Source organism: Methylophilus sp. E2MeOHC9, from assembly GCF_058744375.1.
The window spans coordinates 1397431-1415059 of record NZ_CP196024.1 but is presented as its reverse complement, the minus strand read 5'-3'; the positions used below and the strand labels follow the sequence as shown (position 1 = coordinate 1415059).

At 46.3% G+C, this 17629-nt stretch carries 20 protein-coding genes; 14 read left to right on the top strand and 6 right to left on the bottom strand.

Features of this window, described 5'->3' with window-relative positions:
- Positions 1 to 9: 9 nt before the first annotated feature.
- Positions 10 to 1743, bottom strand: coding sequence for an OmpA family protein (locus ACSSVF_RS06830; protein ID WP_492406162.1), 1734 nt, complete (start codon positions 1741 to 1743; stop codon positions 10 to 12).
- A gap of 256 nt (positions 1744 to 1999) precedes the next feature.
- Between ACSSVF_RS06830 and ACSSVF_RS06825 the strand changes: the two genes are divergently transcribed.
- The 7 genes from ACSSVF_RS06825 (at position 2000) to ACSSVF_RS06795 (ending at position 6460) form a co-directional block, all read left to right on the top strand.
- Positions 2000 to 2299 carry a chorismate mutase gene (locus ACSSVF_RS06825; RefSeq protein ID WP_492406161.1) on the top strand — a complete coding sequence of 100 codons (300 nt, stop codon included), beginning with the start codon at positions 2000 to 2002 and terminating at the stop codon, positions 2297 to 2299.
- A 119-nt stretch (positions 2300 to 2418) separates the two neighbouring features.
- Complete coding sequence (locus tag ACSSVF_RS06820) at positions 2419 to 3003, top strand: RNA polymerase sigma factor (RefSeq protein ID WP_492406160.1); 585 nt, start codon at positions 2419 to 2421, stop codon at positions 3001 to 3003.
- Complete coding sequence (locus tag ACSSVF_RS06815) at positions 2996 to 3625, top strand: hypothetical protein (protein WP_492406159.1); 630 nt, start codon at positions 2996 to 2998, stop codon at positions 3623 to 3625. The genes ACSSVF_RS06820 and ACSSVF_RS06815 overlap by 8 nt, the downstream gene beginning before the upstream one ends.
- Positions 3622 to 5004, top strand: coding sequence for a caspase family protein (locus ACSSVF_RS06810; protein ID WP_492406158.1), 1383 nt, complete (start codon positions 3622 to 3624; stop codon positions 5002 to 5004). Before ACSSVF_RS06815 ends, ACSSVF_RS06810 begins: the two co-directional genes overlap by 4 nt.
- Before the next feature lie 109 nt (positions 5005 to 5113).
- Positions 5114 to 5836, top strand: a complete 723-nt coding sequence (locus ACSSVF_RS06805) for a methyltransferase (protein ID WP_492406157.1) — start codon at positions 5114 to 5116, stop codon at positions 5834 to 5836.
- A gap of 90 nt (positions 5837 to 5926) precedes the next feature.
- The gene (yidD, locus tag ACSSVF_RS06800; protein WP_492406156.1) at positions 5927 to 6268 is read left to right on the top strand and encodes a membrane protein insertion efficiency factor YidD; all 342 of its coding nucleotides are present in this window, start codon (positions 5927 to 5929) and stop codon (positions 6266 to 6268) included.
- 3 nt (positions 6269 to 6271) lie between these two features.
- Positions 6272 to 6460: a hypothetical protein gene (locus tag ACSSVF_RS06795; RefSeq protein ID WP_442584604.1), complete on the top strand. Its 189-nt coding sequence runs from the start codon at positions 6272 to 6274 to the stop codon at positions 6458 to 6460.
- Positions 6461 to 6553: 93 nt separating this feature from the next.
- Here ACSSVF_RS06795 and ACSSVF_RS06790 read toward each other — a convergent pair whose 3' ends face one another.
- The 3 genes from ACSSVF_RS06790 to dapA are packed head-to-tail and all read right to left on the bottom strand — an operon-like array spanning position 6554 to position 9486.
- Positions 6554 to 7321: an MBL fold metallo-hydrolase gene (locus ACSSVF_RS06790; protein WP_492406155.1), complete on the bottom strand. Its 768-nt coding sequence runs from the start codon at positions 7319 to 7321 to the stop codon at positions 6554 to 6556.
- 11 nt (positions 7322 to 7332) lie between these two features.
- Positions 7333 to 8589, bottom strand: a complete 1257-nt coding sequence (bamC, locus tag ACSSVF_RS06785) for an NlpB/DapX family lipoprotein (RefSeq protein ID WP_492406154.1) — start codon at positions 8587 to 8589, stop codon at positions 7333 to 7335.
- 18 nt (positions 8590 to 8607) lie between these two features.
- Positions 8608 to 9486, bottom strand: a complete 879-nt coding sequence (gene dapA / locus ACSSVF_RS06780) for a 4-hydroxy-tetrahydrodipicolinate synthase (RefSeq protein WP_492406153.1) — start codon at positions 9484 to 9486, stop codon at positions 8608 to 8610.
- Between the two features lie 239 nt (positions 9487 to 9725).
- Here dapA and rsxB point away from each other — a divergent pair, with 239 nt between their 5' ends.
- From rsxB to ACSSVF_RS06745, 7 genes are all read left to right on the top strand, one after another.
- Positions 9726 to 10496, top strand: coding sequence for an electron transport complex subunit RsxB (rsxB, locus tag ACSSVF_RS06775; RefSeq protein WP_492406152.1), 771 nt, complete (start codon positions 9726 to 9728; stop codon positions 10494 to 10496).
- 83 nt (positions 10497 to 10579) lie between these two features.
- The gene (gene nth, locus ACSSVF_RS06770) at positions 10580 to 11239 is read left to right on the top strand and encodes an endonuclease III (RefSeq protein ID WP_492406151.1); all 660 of its coding nucleotides are present in this window, start codon (positions 10580 to 10582) and stop codon (positions 11237 to 11239) included.
- A 2-nt stretch (positions 11240 to 11241) separates the two neighbouring features.
- Positions 11242 to 11691: a DUF1841 family protein gene (locus ACSSVF_RS06765; protein ID WP_492406150.1), complete on the top strand. Its 450-nt coding sequence runs from the start codon at positions 11242 to 11244 to the stop codon at positions 11689 to 11691.
- Between the two features lie 107 nt (positions 11692 to 11798).
- Positions 11799 to 12137, top strand: coding sequence for a hypothetical protein (locus tag ACSSVF_RS06760; RefSeq protein ID WP_492406149.1), 339 nt, complete (start codon positions 11799 to 11801; stop codon positions 12135 to 12137).
- 20 nt (positions 12138 to 12157) lie between these two features.
- Complete coding sequence (locus tag ACSSVF_RS06755; RefSeq protein ID WP_492406148.1) at positions 12158 to 13036, top strand: HvfB family MNIO-type RiPP peptide maturase; 879 nt, start codon at positions 12158 to 12160, stop codon at positions 13034 to 13036.
- Complete coding sequence (locus tag ACSSVF_RS06750; protein ID WP_492406147.1) at positions 13036 to 13812, top strand: HvfC family RiPP maturation protein; 777 nt, start codon at positions 13036 to 13038, stop codon at positions 13810 to 13812. The genes ACSSVF_RS06755 and ACSSVF_RS06750 overlap by 1 nt, the downstream gene beginning before the upstream one ends.
- Positions 13813 to 14090: 278 nt before the next feature.
- Positions 14091 to 14558, top strand: a complete 468-nt coding sequence (locus ACSSVF_RS06745) for a MarR family winged helix-turn-helix transcriptional regulator (protein WP_492406146.1) — start codon at positions 14091 to 14093, stop codon at positions 14556 to 14558.
- Positions 14559 to 14632: 74 nt separating this feature from the next.
- Here ACSSVF_RS06745 and ACSSVF_RS06740 read toward each other — a convergent pair whose 3' ends face one another.
- Both ACSSVF_RS06740 and secA read right to left on the bottom strand, forming a co-directional pair.
- Entirely contained in the window at positions 14633 to 14821 is a 189-nt protein-coding gene (locus ACSSVF_RS06740) for a DUF1289 domain-containing protein (RefSeq protein ID WP_492406145.1), read from the bottom strand.
- Positions 14822 to 14839: 18 nt separating this feature from the next.
- Entirely contained in the window at positions 14840 to 17578 is a 2739-nt protein-coding gene (gene secA, locus ACSSVF_RS06735) for a preprotein translocase subunit SecA (RefSeq protein ID WP_492406144.1), read from the bottom strand.
- Positions 17579 to 17629 lie beyond the last annotated feature (51 nt).

Below are 17629 nucleotides of genomic sequence, written 5' to 3'. Positions count from 1 at the left end.
CCTTTACTGTTATTTCTTTGCTAATTTTGGATTGAATTCTGAAGAATAGAATTCGTTATTCTTTTTGTATACAACTGATGAGTTTGGTGCTTCCCTAGGGTTAGCATTTGGTATCACGATGTCTATACATTGAACAGGGCCCGTAACGAAAACCCTATATAAAAGTGCCTTATCTCCCTGATAGGTATTCACATTGGCTGGACTGTTATAAATAGGTGTTTTTTTGCTTTTTGGATTGTAATCTTGGTAAATAAGAAGATTTGGCTGGCCTGCAGGAACGCCACCATCTCTTAATACTGCAACATGTGTCAAAGCAACCAGATGACCATTGACATCCCCAGCCCATGAGCTGTCGTAAACGCCTGGCAAATAATCTGATGTGGAATAGCTTTTCCCGTCTTTTAACGATTTCACCGTACCGCTAACTCTTGGTCGATCCAGATTACAAGTACTGATTGCTTTTAAATCAGTCGCTTGCGCCTGACTAATCAAAGAAAAACTTGATTTTTTCTGCTCTACATTACCAATGTTAACGATATTGTTTTGTTTAGACATTGGGAGCCCACCAAAATCGATGGTTGATGCCGTGGCTAGATTGACTTGCTTATTTGAGTCTTCTTGAGTTTTGCTATTCGTATTCGATTTCGCTACATTTGTTTTTTTACTGCTTTGAATAGTCTTGCTTTCAGCAACTGAAACCTCAGGCTGCGCTATGGTCTCAATATTTTCGCTTTTGTCCGCTTGTGTTGATGGTGTTTTTTTATTTTTTGTTTTTTTCGCGCTATTCACCTGTTTTTGGTTAGGCTTAATCTCAATTGAGCCTGTAGCGGCCGCCTGCTCAACGTTACTGGTGTTATCAACAGGACGGTAATATTCAGTATTTGCACGTTTGTTTTGCAAATATAATTTAAATGCCTCTTCAGAAGATAAGTCAACGATCTCTACTCTACGATTTTTAGCTCGGCCCTCAGGAGTATTATTGTCCGCGATTGGCATAGTCTCACCTGAGCCTTGATAGAAGAGCTGATTTTCGCTTACTCCACTGTCTTTGAACACCCTGGCGACAGCTTTGGCCCGCTTCTCGGACAACTCGGCATTCAGCTTAGTATCTCCAGTGTCATCTGTATGGCCGATCAACAAAATGCGCTTTTTACTTAGCTCATTAACAACCGTTTTTTTCTCTTGTTCAGTTTTGTCGGCTGACAAAAGTTTGGCTTGCTCAATAGGTGAATATTGCTTAGCAATTTCACTAAAATGAATTTTTGCATCCGTTAACAGCTCGCCAGAACCGCTATTGAATTGTGGTTTGCCATCAATATCGGTGATGGATACTGAAAGACCTACATTTTGAACGTTAGCGTTTGCATTGCTACTCTCTTTGTCTGTGGGTGTTGCGCTGATGGCAAGAGGTGTCACCTGCATGTCCAGATCGTATTTTTTTCCTATCTTAGAGAGCTCGCACTCTCGCTTATCAATTTCAACGCCAATATATGCGCCCAAAGCGCCACCTAAACCCAACCCGATTAATGTTCCTGCAGTCTTATCGCCACCCACCTTGTTGCCGATAATGGCGCCAGCCACAGATCCCAAAAGAATCCCCATATTGCGTGCATTATTCGAGCATGGATCATCGCTGGCAAAGGTTTCTTTTGCTTTTTGCTTAGCCGTTTCTATATGAGCGCACCCTTGTAATGTCAGTGTGGAAATTAAAGCGACAGCAATTGACCGCATTTTATGTATCATGTTCTTCCCTTACATTCTTAATGTTTTTTATATTATCTTATATTATCTCTAAACTAATGTTGATTAATTATTAATTGAATCACTACTAGCTTGTCTTTGTAGCGGTCATTATGGCAAGTAAAGAAGTTGGCATGTTGACTGGAATCTCCTCCATGCTAACGCTTACCCATTAATCGTTAAAAATCGAAATATGGTTCACTTTAGTTGGATTTATTTGCTTATAGATTAATATCAATAAAAAAAGGATTAAAACAAGATGAATGAGCTTGATAAATTAAGAGCAGAAATAGACATTCTGGATAGTGAATTACTCAAAGTTTTAGGTATGCGATTTGTAATGACGAGAAGAATTGGTGAAATAAAAAAACTTAATAACCTTGCAGCGACTGACGAATCAAGACACAGTCACATTTTGCAAAGTTGGAGGGTAAAAGCTACAGAAAATAACATTAATGCAGAGTTAGCCGAATCAATCTTATTTTCTATACACGAGCGTGTAGTAACGGAGCACGAAGAAACGGCTTTTACTTCTAGCTTAGGACCAATCGTTAAGTAGATATATCTTATTACCTTAGACGCTTTACTGTGGAATCAGCCAATATAACTCGCAACAGATAGTTGCCACATTTGTAGCAACTATTCGTTTGATATCAACAATCTGCTCAAAATAGCCTTATGAATGATCTCCCCCGCGAAGAAATATATCGACTATTGAACCTTATTGCTAATGGCAACGATAAAGCATTTAAGAAGATGTATTTTTACTATCAGCCAAATCTATCAAAATTTATTCGCTATCAAGTGAATGATGACTCTTCTGTAGAAGAGATTATGAATGATACGTTTATGGTGCTTTGTAAAAAACCGCATGGCTATGATGGATCATGCAAGTTTTCTACTTGGCTGTGTGCAATTGCCAGCAACAAAGCTAAAGATTGGGGGCGAAAACAAAATCGTCAGCCACCCACTCAGGAGATTGATGAAGCAATTATCAATACCATTCCAGATGACAGTAAATCCATCCTTGAAATACTGGAGCATCAGGAGATAGATGAGGTTCTAAGGGAATGTGTGAAGCAGCTTCCACCTAAGCAGCGAGAAGCGATTAGTCTGGTGTTTTTCAATGACGAAAAGTTAGAGGCGATTGCTCTGATGCAGGACTGTCCTATAGGAACCGTGAAAACAAGATTAATGCATGCCAGATTGAAAATCACAGAATGCGTAAAAAAAGCCTTAGGTAATGGAAATAATCATGATTGAAATGGACCCAGACCGTAGAGCATTTGAAGAGTTGATTCCATTTTACGTGAATGGGACGCTAAGCCCTGAAGATAAGCAGTTTATGCAGAACTACTTAATGAAGTTTCCAGCGCTTAAAGCACACATAGACTTATCTAACAGAATAAGATCAGCATTAGAACGGGACACTACGCAACTTGCCTCTGATGTTGCATGGCAAAAACTATTAAAACAGTATCAAGCATTGCATAAAAAGTTGACGTTAACAGAGCGTTTTAAAAACATATGTATTCATCTGGGACTAACACCCGCCTTCGCCGTGGTTTTAAGTTTATTTATCGCGCAATCAGCAGCAATTTTACAGCTTGGCATCCTTTCAAGTAGTTCAGCTTACAGAGGATTTAGCAGTCCGGCCCAGGTTGAAGCACATTTAAAAGTAACCGTTAATCCCCAAACAGATTATGCACAGCTGGTAGATCTGCTAAGAAAAAATGGCTGTCGCGTTGTCGCAGGGCCCTCTGAGACTGGAGAGTTATGGCTTCAATTAGAAGCGCCAGAAAAGCTAAATACTATTAAAGCAGATCTGCTCAATTCGGGCTTGGTAGATGAAGCTTTGTCAATTTTGCCGGGTACACCCCAATGAGTCTGCATCAAGCTTATGTAAAAGCATTAAGGCGCGTTTACACCTCCATAGGTCTATCGATAGCGACAGGATTGTCATTGTTTATGTTGGATGCTTATGCTGTTGAATTAGCTCCAGTGACCATGCAAGCGCTAGTGATTGGCAATAGTAATTATATAAATAAGCCACTCGTTAACCCCAGGCAAGATGCGCAACTCATAGCTGATACCTTGAAGGAGGTTGGCTTTAATGTAACGCTAGTCACAGATTTAGATCGCAAGGCTTTTTTTACCAAAGTGAGAGATTTTTACAATGGATTACCGAAAGGTTCGGTTGCTTTGGTTTACTACGCTGGTCATGGAGTGCAGATTAGTGGCGCAAATTATTTGATTCCAATTGACATGCGCCTTACCAGCGAACGTGGCGTCGAGGTCAATGCCTATCCGCTTAAATCGATGCTGGATAGTCTTCATCATGCGAACTCAGTTGTGAACATAGTCATTTTGGACGCATGTCGAAACAATCCGTTTCAACCCAGCAACCCTTCAAAATTCCGAAGTTTAGAAAATATTGGGCTTGCAAAAGTAAATACGCCAAAAGGTTCTATTATTGCTTACTCTACTGCGCCAGGGCAGCTTGCAGAAGATGGCTTGGGTAATAAGCATAGTCTTTATACAGCCATGCTTTCTGATGAAATAAAAAAACCTGGAGTGGCAATTGAAACTGTTCTGAAAAAGGTTGCTGATGCAGTGCGCAAAAAGACCTTTGATGACCAACAGCCATGGTATGAGTCATCGCTTGTGGATGACTTTTATTTTGTGCCTCCAGATGGTGTTCAAATGGTATCGCCCAAAACTGCCAAACTTCAGACTCAAAATCAACATATTCAGGCTTCTCGAGGCGTGAAACTTCAAAATAAACAAGTCAATTCCAGCTGGTATGCGCAACTTAGTGAATCAGAATTGTCGCAGCTTGATGCTGAAATACAGCAACGTGTTAAGCATTTATCTGAAGATGAGATTCCTTTACTTTTAAGCCGTGCAAACAATGGGAATCTGGTTGCACAAACGACGTTAGGCATTGCTTACCGCGATGGTTTGAAAAAAATAGTGGATGTCGATACAGGCAAGGTTGTTAGAACGAATAGCAGTAATAAAAAAAGCATTCGCATGCTAACAAAGGCTGCGGAATCAGGCTTCCCCATAGCACAAACCGAACTTGGTGAGATGCTATATCTGGGAACATTTATAGAAAAAGATGTTATTGCCGCAAAAAAATGGCTTGAACTTGCAAGTCAGTCTAATTTTCAGCGAGCGAAAATCGATTTACTACAACTGAATTTCATGAGCAATCCGGGTGACCCAAGCATCATTAAATCTTTTTTAGAAATAGGCCTTTAGCTTTACTAAAAAATGGGCTTTCGTGGTGCCTCATTTTTCAAGAAACGCTTTAAATGACATCCATGAAATTAAATAACACTTTTAAAACAATAAGAAAGAAGAAGATCGTTTGAGTAAAAATTGGTGGTGGTTAGAAGATCAGTTCTGGTTAGCAAATATGGACAGCGTGATGATGTCTCATCTTGAGTTCATTCAAAAACAAAAAAAGGAGGAGACCTCTAATTTCTATGGCTTAGATATTAAATCTATTGATGGTGTTTATCATCCGATAGAGGGTTCATCTACTCACTTTATTGGAGACGCTCTTTTTAGCATGCTTCAGCCGCACACAAGTTTGCTAGAAATTGGGTGTGGAACAGGCGCAATATCATGCGTCGCAGCTAAATTAGGTGTATCACGAATCATCGCTACCGACATCGGCAAAGGCGCTTACCAATGCGCCCAATCCAACATTAGAAATCTGGAGTTGCACAATCAAGTAGAAGTGATTGAATCCAACTTATTCGATAACGTTCCGGACGAAAAGTTTGATTACATCATATTCAACGCACCTCTCCTTCATTGCGAGCCCTTGCCTCTTGAGAAAAAAGAATATAACGAAATAGCCATCGACCATGAGGGAGTTGTGATGCTTAATTTCATTAAGACCGCACAACCCTACCTGAAAAAAAATGGGAAATTGCTATTAACAATAAGCAACATAGGAAAGCGAACAGTGATTGAAGAAGCGACCAAGATGCTGAGTCAAATAGGTGTAGTAAGTGCAGCTTCCGCAATGTACAGGCAATCTGGCAACCAATGGCGCTTTGTATTATCTGTTAGCGGGCAATGATATCAATGAATATTCATTATCTTAAAATAGGAGGTGCTAAATAATCATGTTTGCATTTAGATTTAACGATGAATTTAATGTGAGTTAAAAATGGATACTTTTGAGTATAACGTTGATGAGCATTTAAGACCCTCTGTCGAGAGAAAGCTAGCAGGCATCACTCAAATAGATGCTCAAATAGCTGCGCTTCCTTTACCAACAAGACCAATTGGAATTAAGTTAGCAATCAAGCTATTAAGGACTTATCGTAAAGTTGCACCGAAGTCATTGCGATGCAGGTGTGTGTTTGACCCCAGTTGCTCTCATTACAGTGAACTTGCATTTAGGCAACACGGACTATTAAATGGAATTATTTATACATACAAACGCTTGGGCAGATGCAAGCCAGGTGCAGGCGGCATTGATTTTTTACACTTAAAACAAGGAGATTAGTTTATGCAATATAAAATTGAATCAATTGGGGCACAATTCTCAAATAAGGGTATTGCAGCACTTGAAAAGCGACTCGATGAAAAGGCAGAAGAAGGTTATAAATTTCACTCTGTATTTCACGTGTCTCAACCGGGATGCCTGGGCATGGGACAAGGGACCACTACTTATTTAGCTGTGTATGTAAAAGAGTAATATGCCCAACTGATCCAGCGATGGGGTATATCTTAAACATCATCTTGGCCAGTAAATTATGATCGCTCAAGGTGAGTAGAAAGAATGGCTTAACTATAAAGCCCGCCAGTCCAGCCCCTGCTGCTGACTGGCGATCTGCACCCAATCGGCTGCACACTGCAACACCTCACTCAACGCCTGCTGTGCCAACGCAGGCGTATTATTTTTCTCACTCAAATGTGCTGCGACGATATGTTTCAGTTTGCTGTTATCTAATTGCGCTAACAATTTCGCACTGCTCTGGTTATCCAGATGCCCCAACCAGCCGCCGACACGCTTTTTGAGCGAATGCGCATAAGGCCCAGTTCGCAGCATGTCGAGGTCATGATTACATTCAAGCAACAAGCCGTCGCATCCCTGCAGCATGGTCACAATATGCGGCGTCACGCTGCCGACATCAGTCAACACGCCAAATTTGCGTACACCATCACCAAACACAAATTGGGCAGGCTCTCGTGCATCATGTGGCACCGGATAAGGGATGACTTCAATATCCTGCAAGGCAAACGGCGTATGGGCATCAATAATATGCACGGTCACCGCTTGTGCAGGCAGATAACGCTGGCACATGGTATAGGTTCCATGCGTTAACCATACCGGCACCTGGTAGCGCGCTGCCAGCTTAAAGGCTCCGCGTGCATGGTCATCATGCTCATGCGTGATTAAAACGCCGGACAGTTGTTCCGGCTGCAGGCCCAGCCGGTTCAAGCGCTGCACCGTTTCTTTGACACTAAAGCCGCAGTCAAGCAAAAGCCGGGTTTCCCCGGCTTCCACCACAGTCGCATTGCCTGCGCTGCCACTACCTAACGATGCAAAGCGCACGCAGGCCTCAATTACTTGAGTTGTTCATACAGCAAAGAGACGATACGATTTGCCGTCGTAGATGTATTGCGCTTGTTTTCAGCAGTCAGCACATAGATATCTGTCGTATCATCCGCATTTTCCAGCACCTGGATATGGTATTGCTTGCTGGATTTATCGCCCTCTGACGTGCCTTTCCAGAATTTGGTTTTATCCCCTTGCTTTACCTCTGAAGGTGCAGCAGACTTTTCATCCTCATCACTGCCCCAGAATTTCAGGCGCTCCAGCAAGCCTTTTTTCTGCTTGATCGGGTCTTCAGCATCGGTATCGGCATAACGCACATAGAAAATACCATCAGAACGGTTTTTATCTTCAGTCACAAAGCCGATGCGGTCCAGGGCCAGTCCGACACGACGCCAGGCGCGGTCAAACGGCTCATTCAATTTCAGCGTCACGCTCTGGTCAGCTTCTTTTACTACGTCTGCACGCTTGTCAGAAGCTGCCTGCGTAATGACTTGGTCGGCTTTCTGTTCATCCAGGCCCAATTTGACCATCATGCGGCGTAGTAACTCTGCATCGAGATCAGCATCAAACTCCTGGCCGGCATTGTTCTTGTTTTCTGCGGCATTTACACGGTAGCCAGTATCAATTCTGCCCAACTGAGTATTCACATACGTTTTACCATCATCCGGCGCGCCCGCAACAGTGCGATGTGTCATGTAAATCTCGGTGGTGCCGTCTTTTTCACCGCGCTCCAGCCGGGTGCGGAATTTACGTCTGTCCGCAAAGCCGGACAATCTATCCAGCCAAGCATCAAACTTGTCGCCGTAGCCACGATTATCTTCTTTAGGCTTGATGGCATCCGATTGCAACCATTCAGTTTCAATCACACCAACTTCAGGATTCTCAACTTTGACCGCAAAGCCCTGATCCAGCCAGAAGTCGCGCACAATCGGCCAAATTTTTTCCGGTGGCGCATTGACCACCAGCCAGCGCTGGGAACCAGCTTTGACCATACGCACATTCTTCATATCACTCAGCACCGGCGCCGGACCATTCTGCTCCTGCGCTTCCTGGTTCTGGCTGTAGGTAGAGTAGTTAGTCGCCCCCGGCACATTATAGGTGCTGCTGGAACGTACAGAACTCAGGTCAGGCGGCACTTCCAGCGATTTGGAACGGCCAGCGCCCTTGTAGTCAGAGCTATTATTTAAAAATGGTATCGAATCGCAGCCAGCCAATACGATAACCAGACCTATCAGCAGCGCACGCTGTAAAAACACATTACTCATGTAATTCATTTCCCTCATTTAAGATGCGATTTCCGCCTGTTTCATGGCGTGACGCAGCACTTCATGATATTGGGTTGAAAGATTGACCAGTGGCAAACGAATACCAGCCGCAATCAATCCCATTTGTTGTAAGACCCATTTCACTGGAATCGGATTAGCTTCTACGAACAATTTCTGATGCAAGGCAAACAACTTGGCATTCGCCGCCCGTGCCTTCACTACATCGCCCTGCAACGCAGCGGCACACATTTCATGCATCAGGCGCGGCGCCACATTGGCAGTCACAGAAATCACGCCTTTTCCGCCTAGTAACATCAGCGCCAATGCACTGCCGTCGTCACCGCTGTAAACGGCAAACCCGGCTGGAACACGCAGTAATAAATCGGTGCCACGCTCAATACCGCCGGTGGCATCTTTGATCCCTACAATATTAGGCACAGACGCCAGTCGCAAGACGGTGTCATTGCTCAGGTCACAACCGGTACGACCAGGGACATTATAAAGAATCTGTGGAATTTCAACGGCTTCTGCGATCGCTTTAAAATGCTGGTACAAGCCTTCTTGCGACGGTTTGTTGTAATAAGGCGCTACCAGCAAACACGCATCAGCACCGAGCGCCTTGGCTTTTGCAGTCAACTCTATGGCCTCAGAAGTAGAGTTTGCCCCGGTGCCGGCGATGACCGGTACACGCTGGGCAACATGCTCGACTGTGGTCTTGATCAGCGCACAATGCTCATCCACATCAACAGTGGGAGATTCGCCGGTCGTGCCAACAATCACGATGCCGTCAGTCCCCGCCTCGATTTGAAAATCGATCAATTGCTTGAGCGCGTCCAGATCCAAGCGACCATCTTCAAACATGGGGGTAACGATTGCCACCAAACTACCCGTTAACATACTTCTGCCATTCGATAATAAAGCGATTATTTTAACTGATTATGCGCCTGAACGCCAAAGAAGCGCACTGCAATGCCACAGTGCCTCGCTTCATTCGTGGCAACCATGGGCAACTACTTTGCCAAGTGGCCTTAGCTCGAAAAATGCAGGCAAGTTTGTACTCACTCAGCGGCGCATCACAAATCCTATCCACGATGCCACAACTTAGATTCGGCTATAATAGCCGCATTGACAAATTGATGGTGAGAAACGCAGCTGCGTATGATTTCATGCAACATTTGAGCCATGATGCGATTGCGATAGTGACAGGCGCCATCGGCCAAAACCTTCCTGGCATTGGCCGTGATCGTTCAGTTGAGGTAGCAGACCTGGTTGAACGTATAGACGACGTATTGCCGCAAACCCAATGCCAGCAATGTGGCTACGCTGGCTGCAAACCTTACGCCGTTGCGCTCGCTCAGGGAGCGGCCAATATCAACCAGTGCCCACCCGGCGGTGAAACGGGCATCCGTACACTGGCCAAGCTGTTAAACCTGCCGTACCTGCCACTCAACACCACGCATGGCATCACCAAGCCCAAAGCACTTGCCATCATAGATGAGCAACGTTGTATAGGCTGTACGCTATGTATCAAGGCTTGCCCGGTGGATGCCATTCTGGGCGCAGCTAAGCAGATGCATACGGTCATCAGCCAGGAATGTACCGGCTGTGAATTATGCCTGGCACCCTGCCCGGTCGACTGCATCATCATGCAGCCGGTCGCTAGTCTCGCACATGCCGTGCCCGAGGCTGAACATGCAGCATCAGCCGCTAATGTGGCACGCCAGCGCCATCAACACCGGCAGGCACGACTCGAACGCGAAAAACAGGCACACATGCAAACTACCAGCCAGAGAAAACAGGGCTTGCCTGCGGGTGATAAAATATCTACGACCTCCAGCACCGAGGCCATCAAAAAAGCCGCGATTGCGGCGGCCATGGCGCGCGTAAAAGCTTTAAAACAGGCGTGACCGACTAATCATGGATGAGCCACTTGAATTTACCCGCTGCTTGATGGCATACACCCAAGCCAGCGATTGTTGATATTACGTTTATGAATGCACAAAAAAGACTCGCCATTTTTGAAAGACTGGCCATTGCCATTCCCCATCCGGCCACGGAATTGGAATACAGCAGCACGTTTGAATTACTGATTGCCGTTATCCTGTCCGCCCAGGCCACGGATAAAGGCGTCAATATCGCTACGCGCAAATTGTTTAAAGTCGCCAACACGCCGCAGGCGATTGTAGATTTAGGCATTGATGGCCTGGAAAGCTATATCAAGACCATAGGGCTTTATCACGCCAAAACGCAAAATGTGTTGAAATGCTGCATGCAACTAATCACCTTGCACCAGGGTCAAGTACCGGACAAGCGTGAGGCACTCGAGGCTTTGGCAGGTGTGGGACGAAAAACCGCCAATGTCATTCTGAACACGGCTTTTGGTCAGCCGACGATTGCAGTCGATACGCATTTGTTTCGCGTTGGCAATCGCACCAAACTGGCGACCGGGAAAACAGTGCTTGAAGTCGAACAACGCTTTTTAAGCACAACGCCCAAACAATTTTTGCAGGACGCTCACCACTTGCTGATCTTACACGGCCGTTATACCTGCACTGCGCGCAGCCCCAAATGTGGCATCTGCTGCATTGTCGATCTATGTGAATATCGTGATAAACAGATACATCCGGTGTTGCCACCGGCAGAAAGCTAACCATGGCCTTGTTCAACCCCAGCCGCGATGAAGTACGCCAGTTTTTCTTTGATGCCTGGGCCAAGTTCCAGCAACAGCAGGTATTGACCGACCTTGAGAAAATGGCGGTGGGCATCATGCATTTGCACCCCGAATACCAGGCCATCCTGGATGCGCCCGACCAGCATCTGCAACAAGCCTATTATCCGGAGATGGGTGAGACCAACCCGTTCCTGCACATGAGTTTGCACCTGTCTATCCAGGAGCAAATAAGCATCAACCAGCCGACCGGGATCACGCAGGCTTATGGCAAGCTGTGCACACGCTATCAAGAAGAACACGAAGCACAACATGCCTTGCTCGAATGCCTGGCAGAAACCATCTGGCTGGCGCAACGCAACCAGACCGGGCTAGATGCGGCGCATTACCTGCAACTGATAGAACAACGTGCGGGCATCGCCCCCTCAACTTAAATTGCGATCCATAGCCCGCCATCCATGGATGAATCACTTAACACCTGCTAGCATTGGGCTATCGCCGCTCTGTCTATTTTTAACACTATCTGATAAAGGAAACCAACATGAGTACCCATAAAATTGCTGCTATTTCCAGCGCTGTCGCTCTGTCAGTGGCTGCTGCGGCCGCCCAAGCGGTAGAGAATCCATTTGAATTAAAAACACTGGGGCAAGGCTACCAGGTCGCCGATGCCGATAAAGCCAAAGAAGGAAAATGTGCGAACGGCAAATGCAGTGCAGAAAAGAAAAAAGCCAAAGAAGGTCATTGTTCTGCGGATAAAACGAAAGATGGCAACCATCACCATGACAAGGCTAAAGAAGATGCAAGTGCTGCAGATAAATCAAAAGAAGGCAGCTGTTCAGCCGAGAAGATGAAAGAAGGCGCCTGTCACGCTAGCAAATAATGGTTCACGCTGGTTAAGGCATGGCACACCTGTCTGATATTCGCGGAGTTGGCTTAGGGCTCAAACGAGAGCTGATCCCGCCACTGAAACAACATCATGGCCAGGCCTTACTCCAGCATGTGCAATTTGTCGAAATCGCCCCTGAAAACTGGATAGAGATGGGCGGAAAATATGCTGCTGACCTGCGCTGGTTCGCCGAGCGCTATCCGATTGCCTGTCACGGCTTATGCTTGTCTCTGGGTGGGCCTGACCCTCTTAATGTCAATTTTTTGCACAAAGTTAAACAGTTTCTGGCCGACTTTGAAATCCCCCTGTATACCGAGCACTTGAGCTATTGCAGTGACGATGCCAATGGCTATATTTACGACTTGTTGCCCATCCCATTCACTGAAGAAGCGGTGCATCACGTCGCGCAACGTATCCGGCAGACGCAAGATATTTTAGGACAAAGAATTGCTGTCGAGAATGCCTCATTCTACGTGGCAGCACCCATCTCAGAAATGGATGAATGTAGTTTTATCAATGCCGTACTGACTGAAGCCGATTGCAATTTACACCTGGATATTAATAATGTGTATGTGAATAGCGTCAATTTCGGGTTCGATGCCTACACGTTCATTGACCAGTTACCTGCAGAACGCATTGTTTATAGCCATGTCGCCGGCCACCTGCAAGTAGCGCCGGACTTATTGATAGATACGCATGGCGCCCCCGTTATCGACCCAGTGTGGCGATTACTGGCCTATGCTTACCGAAGGTTCGGCGTGTTCCCTACTTTATTGGAGCGCGACACGAATATCCCGCCCTTAGTGGAAGTGATGCAGGAAATTGACCGCATCCATGACATTCAGCAAGCGGCGAGTCAACATCAACCACAGCACGTGCACCAGGTTGCCTGATGAAACAACCCCTGTTTCAGCAATATCAAGCGGCGTTTAATGCGCATCTGCGCAATCCTGAGCAACAGCCTAAACCGCAAGGAACAAACGCTAAACGCATAAGTGTTTACCGTGAAATCGTTTTTAATAATTTTTCGGCCAGCATCAGTGCATGTTTCCCGGTGCTGCTTTCCATTTTAGGCAAACGGCGTTTCAAGCAATTGACCAGGCAGTGCTTTGCCAACCATCACTTCAGCAGTCCTTTATTTGCGGATATACCTAAAGCATTGATCGACTATTTGCAAACATTGGATCTTGCTCAACACCATTTACCGCCCTATGCTTTTGAACTGGCGCATTATGAATGGGTGGAACTCTATTTAGCTAAATTGCCAGATTTAGCGAAGCTGCCAGACATATATCAGTCAACATCGCCAGTTTCCGAGATCCGGCAGGCAAGCGATCTGGCCGAAGTTATCTTGCAATTACCCGCCACGCACATGCTGCTGAGCTATGATTATCCGGTACATCAGTTGTCCAAAAAACACGCTAATCTGGCAGCCAAACCGACTTATCTGCTGGTATTCTTGATTAATGATTTTAAGATTGAGTTTATCCAACTCAATGAAATAACTTACGTTTTATTGCAACGTATACAATCAGAACAAGCTACTTCAACACATCATTTAACTCAACTGGCCCAGAAAATGCTGCCTCATTTACCCTCACAAAGGGTGTTTGAATTTGGATTTGAGACGCTGTTTACCCTCTATTTGCAGCGTGCAATCGCCATTTAACAATAGATGAGAACCAATGCTTGTCGTAATTTTACAACACTTAACAATAATTTCTTGCGTCATGAATCCCTGGCTGATATCAACCAACCCCCTCTGCGCACCGCGCTGGTACAAGGTTGAGCCAAATTTCAAAGTGGCCAGGAAGTCATTTTTTTAAGCTTTTAATTGCTGCAATAATAATTATCCAGCAAATTTTTTTTACAACAACACAGTTCCTGCGAAATTCTTTTTAAAGAAACTGATAGAATGTCAACTAAGAATTTAGAAATATATAAATTATGCAGAATTCACTTGCTAAAGAAGCACTTAAACAGTTCCGTATTATTTTCGGAGCAGTAAGACAACATTTCAGGGAGATAGAGTCAACTTGCGGTATTTCGGGGTCACAGCTTTGGCTGCTGCACGAAATCGCAACACATCCCGAACTCGGCGTCTCGAGGTTGGCGGAAAATCTTTCTATCCATCAATCTACCTGTAGCTTGCTGGTAGAAAAACTGGTCAAGAAGCAGCTGGTCAAAAAGCAACGTTTGACTGAAGACCAGCGTAAAGTTGGCTTATTGGTGACACCGGCAGGGCATACGCTCCTTGCCAAAGCCCCGCAACCTGTCGATGGCATCCTGCCGCAGGTATTGGCGACGATGGAGGTAGATGCTCTCAAGAACCTAAAAGCCTCATTAGAAATGGTGGTGTCCAAGCTGGATACTAAGGCGGCGACCATGGGCGGTCACCCAATGGCAGATTTATAAATATCAAGATGTATGCAAAACAAAAAGCCGGCATTGCCGGCTTTTTGTTTGTTGATTTCGATTAACTTAGGGAATTAATCACCAAATACCGCCGCCTCACGCGCCGATGCTTTTTTAATCACTTCGGATTTAGCCGCATTATCCATATCCCACCACTGCCGGATTTCGTCCAGGGTACGAAAGCACCCTTCACAAAAGCCGCTATTTTCATCCATGCTGCAAACGCCTATACAGGGTGATGGAATAATTGTTTGATCAGACATGGAGTAACCCTTTCGCAATTAGCTCAAGGCGCCGTGGCAATTTTTGAAACGCTTGCCAGAGCCACATGGACAAGGATCATTACGGCCCACACGCACACCTTCGGGCAAGTTCAATGGCTGTTTGTCGGCAGCCGCTTTACCAGTACTACTCAAGGCATTGTCATAGTCAGTGTGCTGATATTGCACATTGCCGACATCCGTGGCACGCAGTGCCTCTTCAGCACGACGCTCTTCCGCTTCCAGCTCTTCGCGTGAGCGGACTTGTACCTGCATGGTAATTTTAGTGACTTCAGTTTTAACGGTATTCAGCAACGATTCAAACAGTTCGAATGCTTCACGTTTGTATTCCTGCTTGGGATTTTTTTGCGCATAAGAACGCAAATGTATGCCCTGGCGTAGGTGGTCCAGCGCCGCCAGATGCTCACGCCAGTGATTGTCCAGGCTTTGTAGCATGACTGCACGTTCAAAATTGCGCATGTTATCGTTGCCGGCCAGGGTTTCCTTGGAAGCATAACTTTCGTTAGCAGCCTCAACAATACGGTCACGCAATGTTTCTGCATGCAAATCAGGATTGCTTTCCAGCCACTCGCCTACGGGCAAGGTCAGGCTGGCATCTTCACGTAATGCGACTTCCAGTGCGGGCACATCCCACTGCTCTTCTACACTGCCAGGCGGAATATGCGTGCTGAACAGGCTATTCACGACATCTTCACGCATCGCACGGATGGTTTGACCCACATCAACCGATTCCAGCAGCTCGTTACGTTGTTCGTAAATCACTTTACGCTGGTCATTGGAGACATCATCGTATTCCAGCAGTTGCTTGCGGATATCGAAGTTACGGCCTTCTACTTTGCGCTGCGCATTTTCAATCGCCCGTGTGACCATGGCATGCTCAATCGCCTCGCCTTCAGGCATATTCAGCCGCGTCATAATCGCAGCCACACGCTCGCCAGAGAAAATACGCAATAACTGATCTTCGAGAGACAAGTAGAAACGGCTAGAACCAGGATCACCCTGGCGACCAGAACGGCCACGCAACTGGTTATCGACGCGACGAGACTCGTGACGCTCGGTACCAATAATATGCAAGCCGCCCGCTGCCAACACGGCGTCGTGGCGTTGCTGCCACTCAACCTTCAGCTGTGCGACTTTAGCCTCTTTGTCAGCATCACTTAAACTGGCATCGTTATGGATGGCGTGAATTTCACCTTCAGAATTACCGCCCAATACAATATCGGTACCGCGACCGGCCATGTTGGTGGCAATGGTAATCATGCCTGGGCGGCCGGCTTCCGCCACAATGGTCGCTTCGCGCTCATGCTGCTTGGCGTTGAGCACCTGATGCTCCAGCTTGGCCTGTGTCAGCAATTGCGAAATCAGCTCGGAGTTTTCAATCGAAGTCGTACCGACCAGCACTGGCTGGCCTTTTGCCTGACATTGCTTGATATCTTCAATGACTGCTTTATATTTTTCCATGCCGGTGCGATACACTTTGTCCATCGCATCCGAACGCTGTACTGGTCTATGGGTAGGAATCACTACGGTTTCCAGCGCATAGATCTGGTTAAACTCATAGGCTTCAGTATCTGCAGTACCGGTCATGCCACTGAGCTTCTGGTACATGCGGAAGTAATTCTGGAAGGTGATAGAGGCCAGTGTCTGGTTTTCTTTCTGGATCGCCACACCTTCTTTGGCTTCCACCGCCTGATGCAAGCCATCTGACCAGCGGCGGCCCGGCATCATACGGCCAGAGAACTCATCTACGATCACGATCTCATCATTGCGCACAACGTAGTGCTGGTCGCGGTGGTAAAGGTTTTGCGCGCGTAACGATGCATACAAGTGATGCACCAGCGTAATGTTGGCTGGCTCATACAAACTGGAGCCAGCTGGCAGCATGCCTGCCTGCTCCAGCAATTGCTCGGCATGTTCATGACCGGCTTCACTCATGGTCACACTTTGGGCTTTCTCATCCACCCAGAAGTCACCTTCGCCCTCTTCCTCAGTTTGACGCACCAGTTGCTTGGCCACTTCATTGATTGCGCCATACAGATCAACGCTATGCTCAGCCTGACCGGAAATAATCAGCGGCGTACGCGCTTCATCGATCAAAATCGAGTCGACCTCATCCACCAGCGCATAATGCAAAGGCCGCTGTACACGCTCTTCCTTACTGAATACCATGTTGTCACGCAGGTAATCAAACCCGAATTCATTATTGGTACCGTAGGTGATATCTGAGGCGTAAGCCTGTTGCTTGGCGTCATGCTGCATTTGCGAAAGATTGATACCAACGCTCAAGCCGAGGAAGTTATACAACTTGCCCATCCACTCGGCATCGCGCTTGGCCAGGTAGTCGTTAACAGTCACCACATGCACGCCCTTGCCGGTCAGCGCATTCAGGTAGGTTGGCAAAGTCGCTACCAACGTTTTACCTTCACCCGTGCGCATTTCGGCAATCTTGCCGGCGTTTAGCACCATGCCGCCGATCAACTGCACATCAAAATGACGCATGCCCAGCGCACGTTTGCTGCCTTCACGCACCACAGCAAATGCTTCCGGCAATAATTGCTCCAGCGTCTCACCCTTGGTATAGCGTTGTTTGAATTCGTCGGTTTTCGCCCGCAACTGTTCATCGCTCAATGCCTGGAAATCCGGCTCCAACGCGTTAATTTGTTTGACGGTTTGCTGATATTGCTTGACCAGGCGGTCATTGCGGCTACCAAAGAATTTTTTAAACAACGAGGCTAACATGAGTCACACCGATATCCGCCGGAGCGGGGTTATAAGAAATAAACTAGGATT

What these genes read in the sequence shown, in the direction of transcription:
- ACSSVF_RS06750 (WP_492406147.1), top strand. Translation starts at nt 13,036, where the DNA reads ATGAAACAACCCCTGTTTCAGCAATATCAAGCGGCGTTTAATGCGCAT.
- ACSSVF_RS06830 (WP_492406162.1), bottom strand. Translation starts at nt 1,743, where the DNA reads ATGATACATAAAATGCGGTCAATTGCTGTCGCTTTAATTTCCACACTG.
- ACSSVF_RS06745 (WP_492406146.1), top strand. Translation starts at nt 14,091, where the DNA reads ATGCAGAATTCACTTGCTAAAGAAGCACTTAAACAGTTCCGTATTATT.
- nth (WP_492406151.1), top strand. Translation starts at nt 10,580, where the DNA reads ATGAATGCACAAAAAAGACTCGCCATTTTTGAAAGACTGGCCATTGCC.
- ACSSVF_RS06760 (WP_492406149.1), top strand. Translation starts at nt 11,799, where the DNA reads ATGAGTACCCATAAAATTGCTGCTATTTCCAGCGCTGTCGCTCTGTCA.
- ACSSVF_RS06765 (WP_492406150.1), top strand. Translation starts at nt 11,242, where the DNA reads ATGGCCTTGTTCAACCCCAGCCGCGATGAAGTACGCCAGTTTTTCTTT.
- bamC (WP_492406154.1), bottom strand. Translation starts at nt 8,589, where the DNA reads ATGAGTAATGTGTTTTTACAGCGTGCGCTGCTGATAGGTCTGGTTATC.
- rsxB (WP_492406152.1), top strand. Translation starts at nt 9,726, where the DNA reads ATGGTGAGAAACGCAGCTGCGTATGATTTCATGCAACATTTGAGCCAT.
- ACSSVF_RS06815 (WP_492406159.1), top strand. Translation starts at nt 2,996, where the DNA reads ATGATTGAAATGGACCCAGACCGTAGAGCATTTGAAGAGTTGATTCCA.
- ACSSVF_RS06820 (WP_492406160.1), top strand. Translation starts at nt 2,419, where the DNA reads ATGAATGATCTCCCCCGCGAAGAAATATATCGACTATTGAACCTTATT.
- ACSSVF_RS06755 (WP_492406148.1), top strand. Translation starts at nt 12,158, where the DNA reads ATGGCACACCTGTCTGATATTCGCGGAGTTGGCTTAGGGCTCAAACGA.
- ACSSVF_RS06825 (WP_492406161.1), top strand. Translation starts at nt 2,000, where the DNA reads ATGAATGAGCTTGATAAATTAAGAGCAGAAATAGACATTCTGGATAGT.
- ACSSVF_RS06740 (WP_492406145.1), bottom strand. Translation starts at nt 14,821, where the DNA reads ATGTCTGATCAAACAATTATTCCATCACCCTGTATAGGCGTTTGCAGC.
- secA (WP_492406144.1), bottom strand. Translation starts at nt 17,578, where the DNA reads ATGTTAGCCTCGTTGTTTAAAAAATTCTTTGGTAGCCGCAATGACCGC.
- dapA (WP_492406153.1), bottom strand. Translation starts at nt 9,486, where the DNA reads ATGTTAACGGGTAGTTTGGTGGCAATCGTTACCCCCATGTTTGAAGAT.
- ACSSVF_RS06810 (WP_492406158.1), top strand. Translation starts at nt 3,622, where the DNA reads ATGAGTCTGCATCAAGCTTATGTAAAAGCATTAAGGCGCGTTTACACC.
- ACSSVF_RS06795 (WP_442584604.1), top strand. Translation starts at nt 6,272, where the DNA reads ATGCAATATAAAATTGAATCAATTGGGGCACAATTCTCAAATAAGGGT.
- yidD (WP_492406156.1), top strand. Translation starts at nt 5,927, where the DNA reads ATGGATACTTTTGAGTATAACGTTGATGAGCATTTAAGACCCTCTGTC.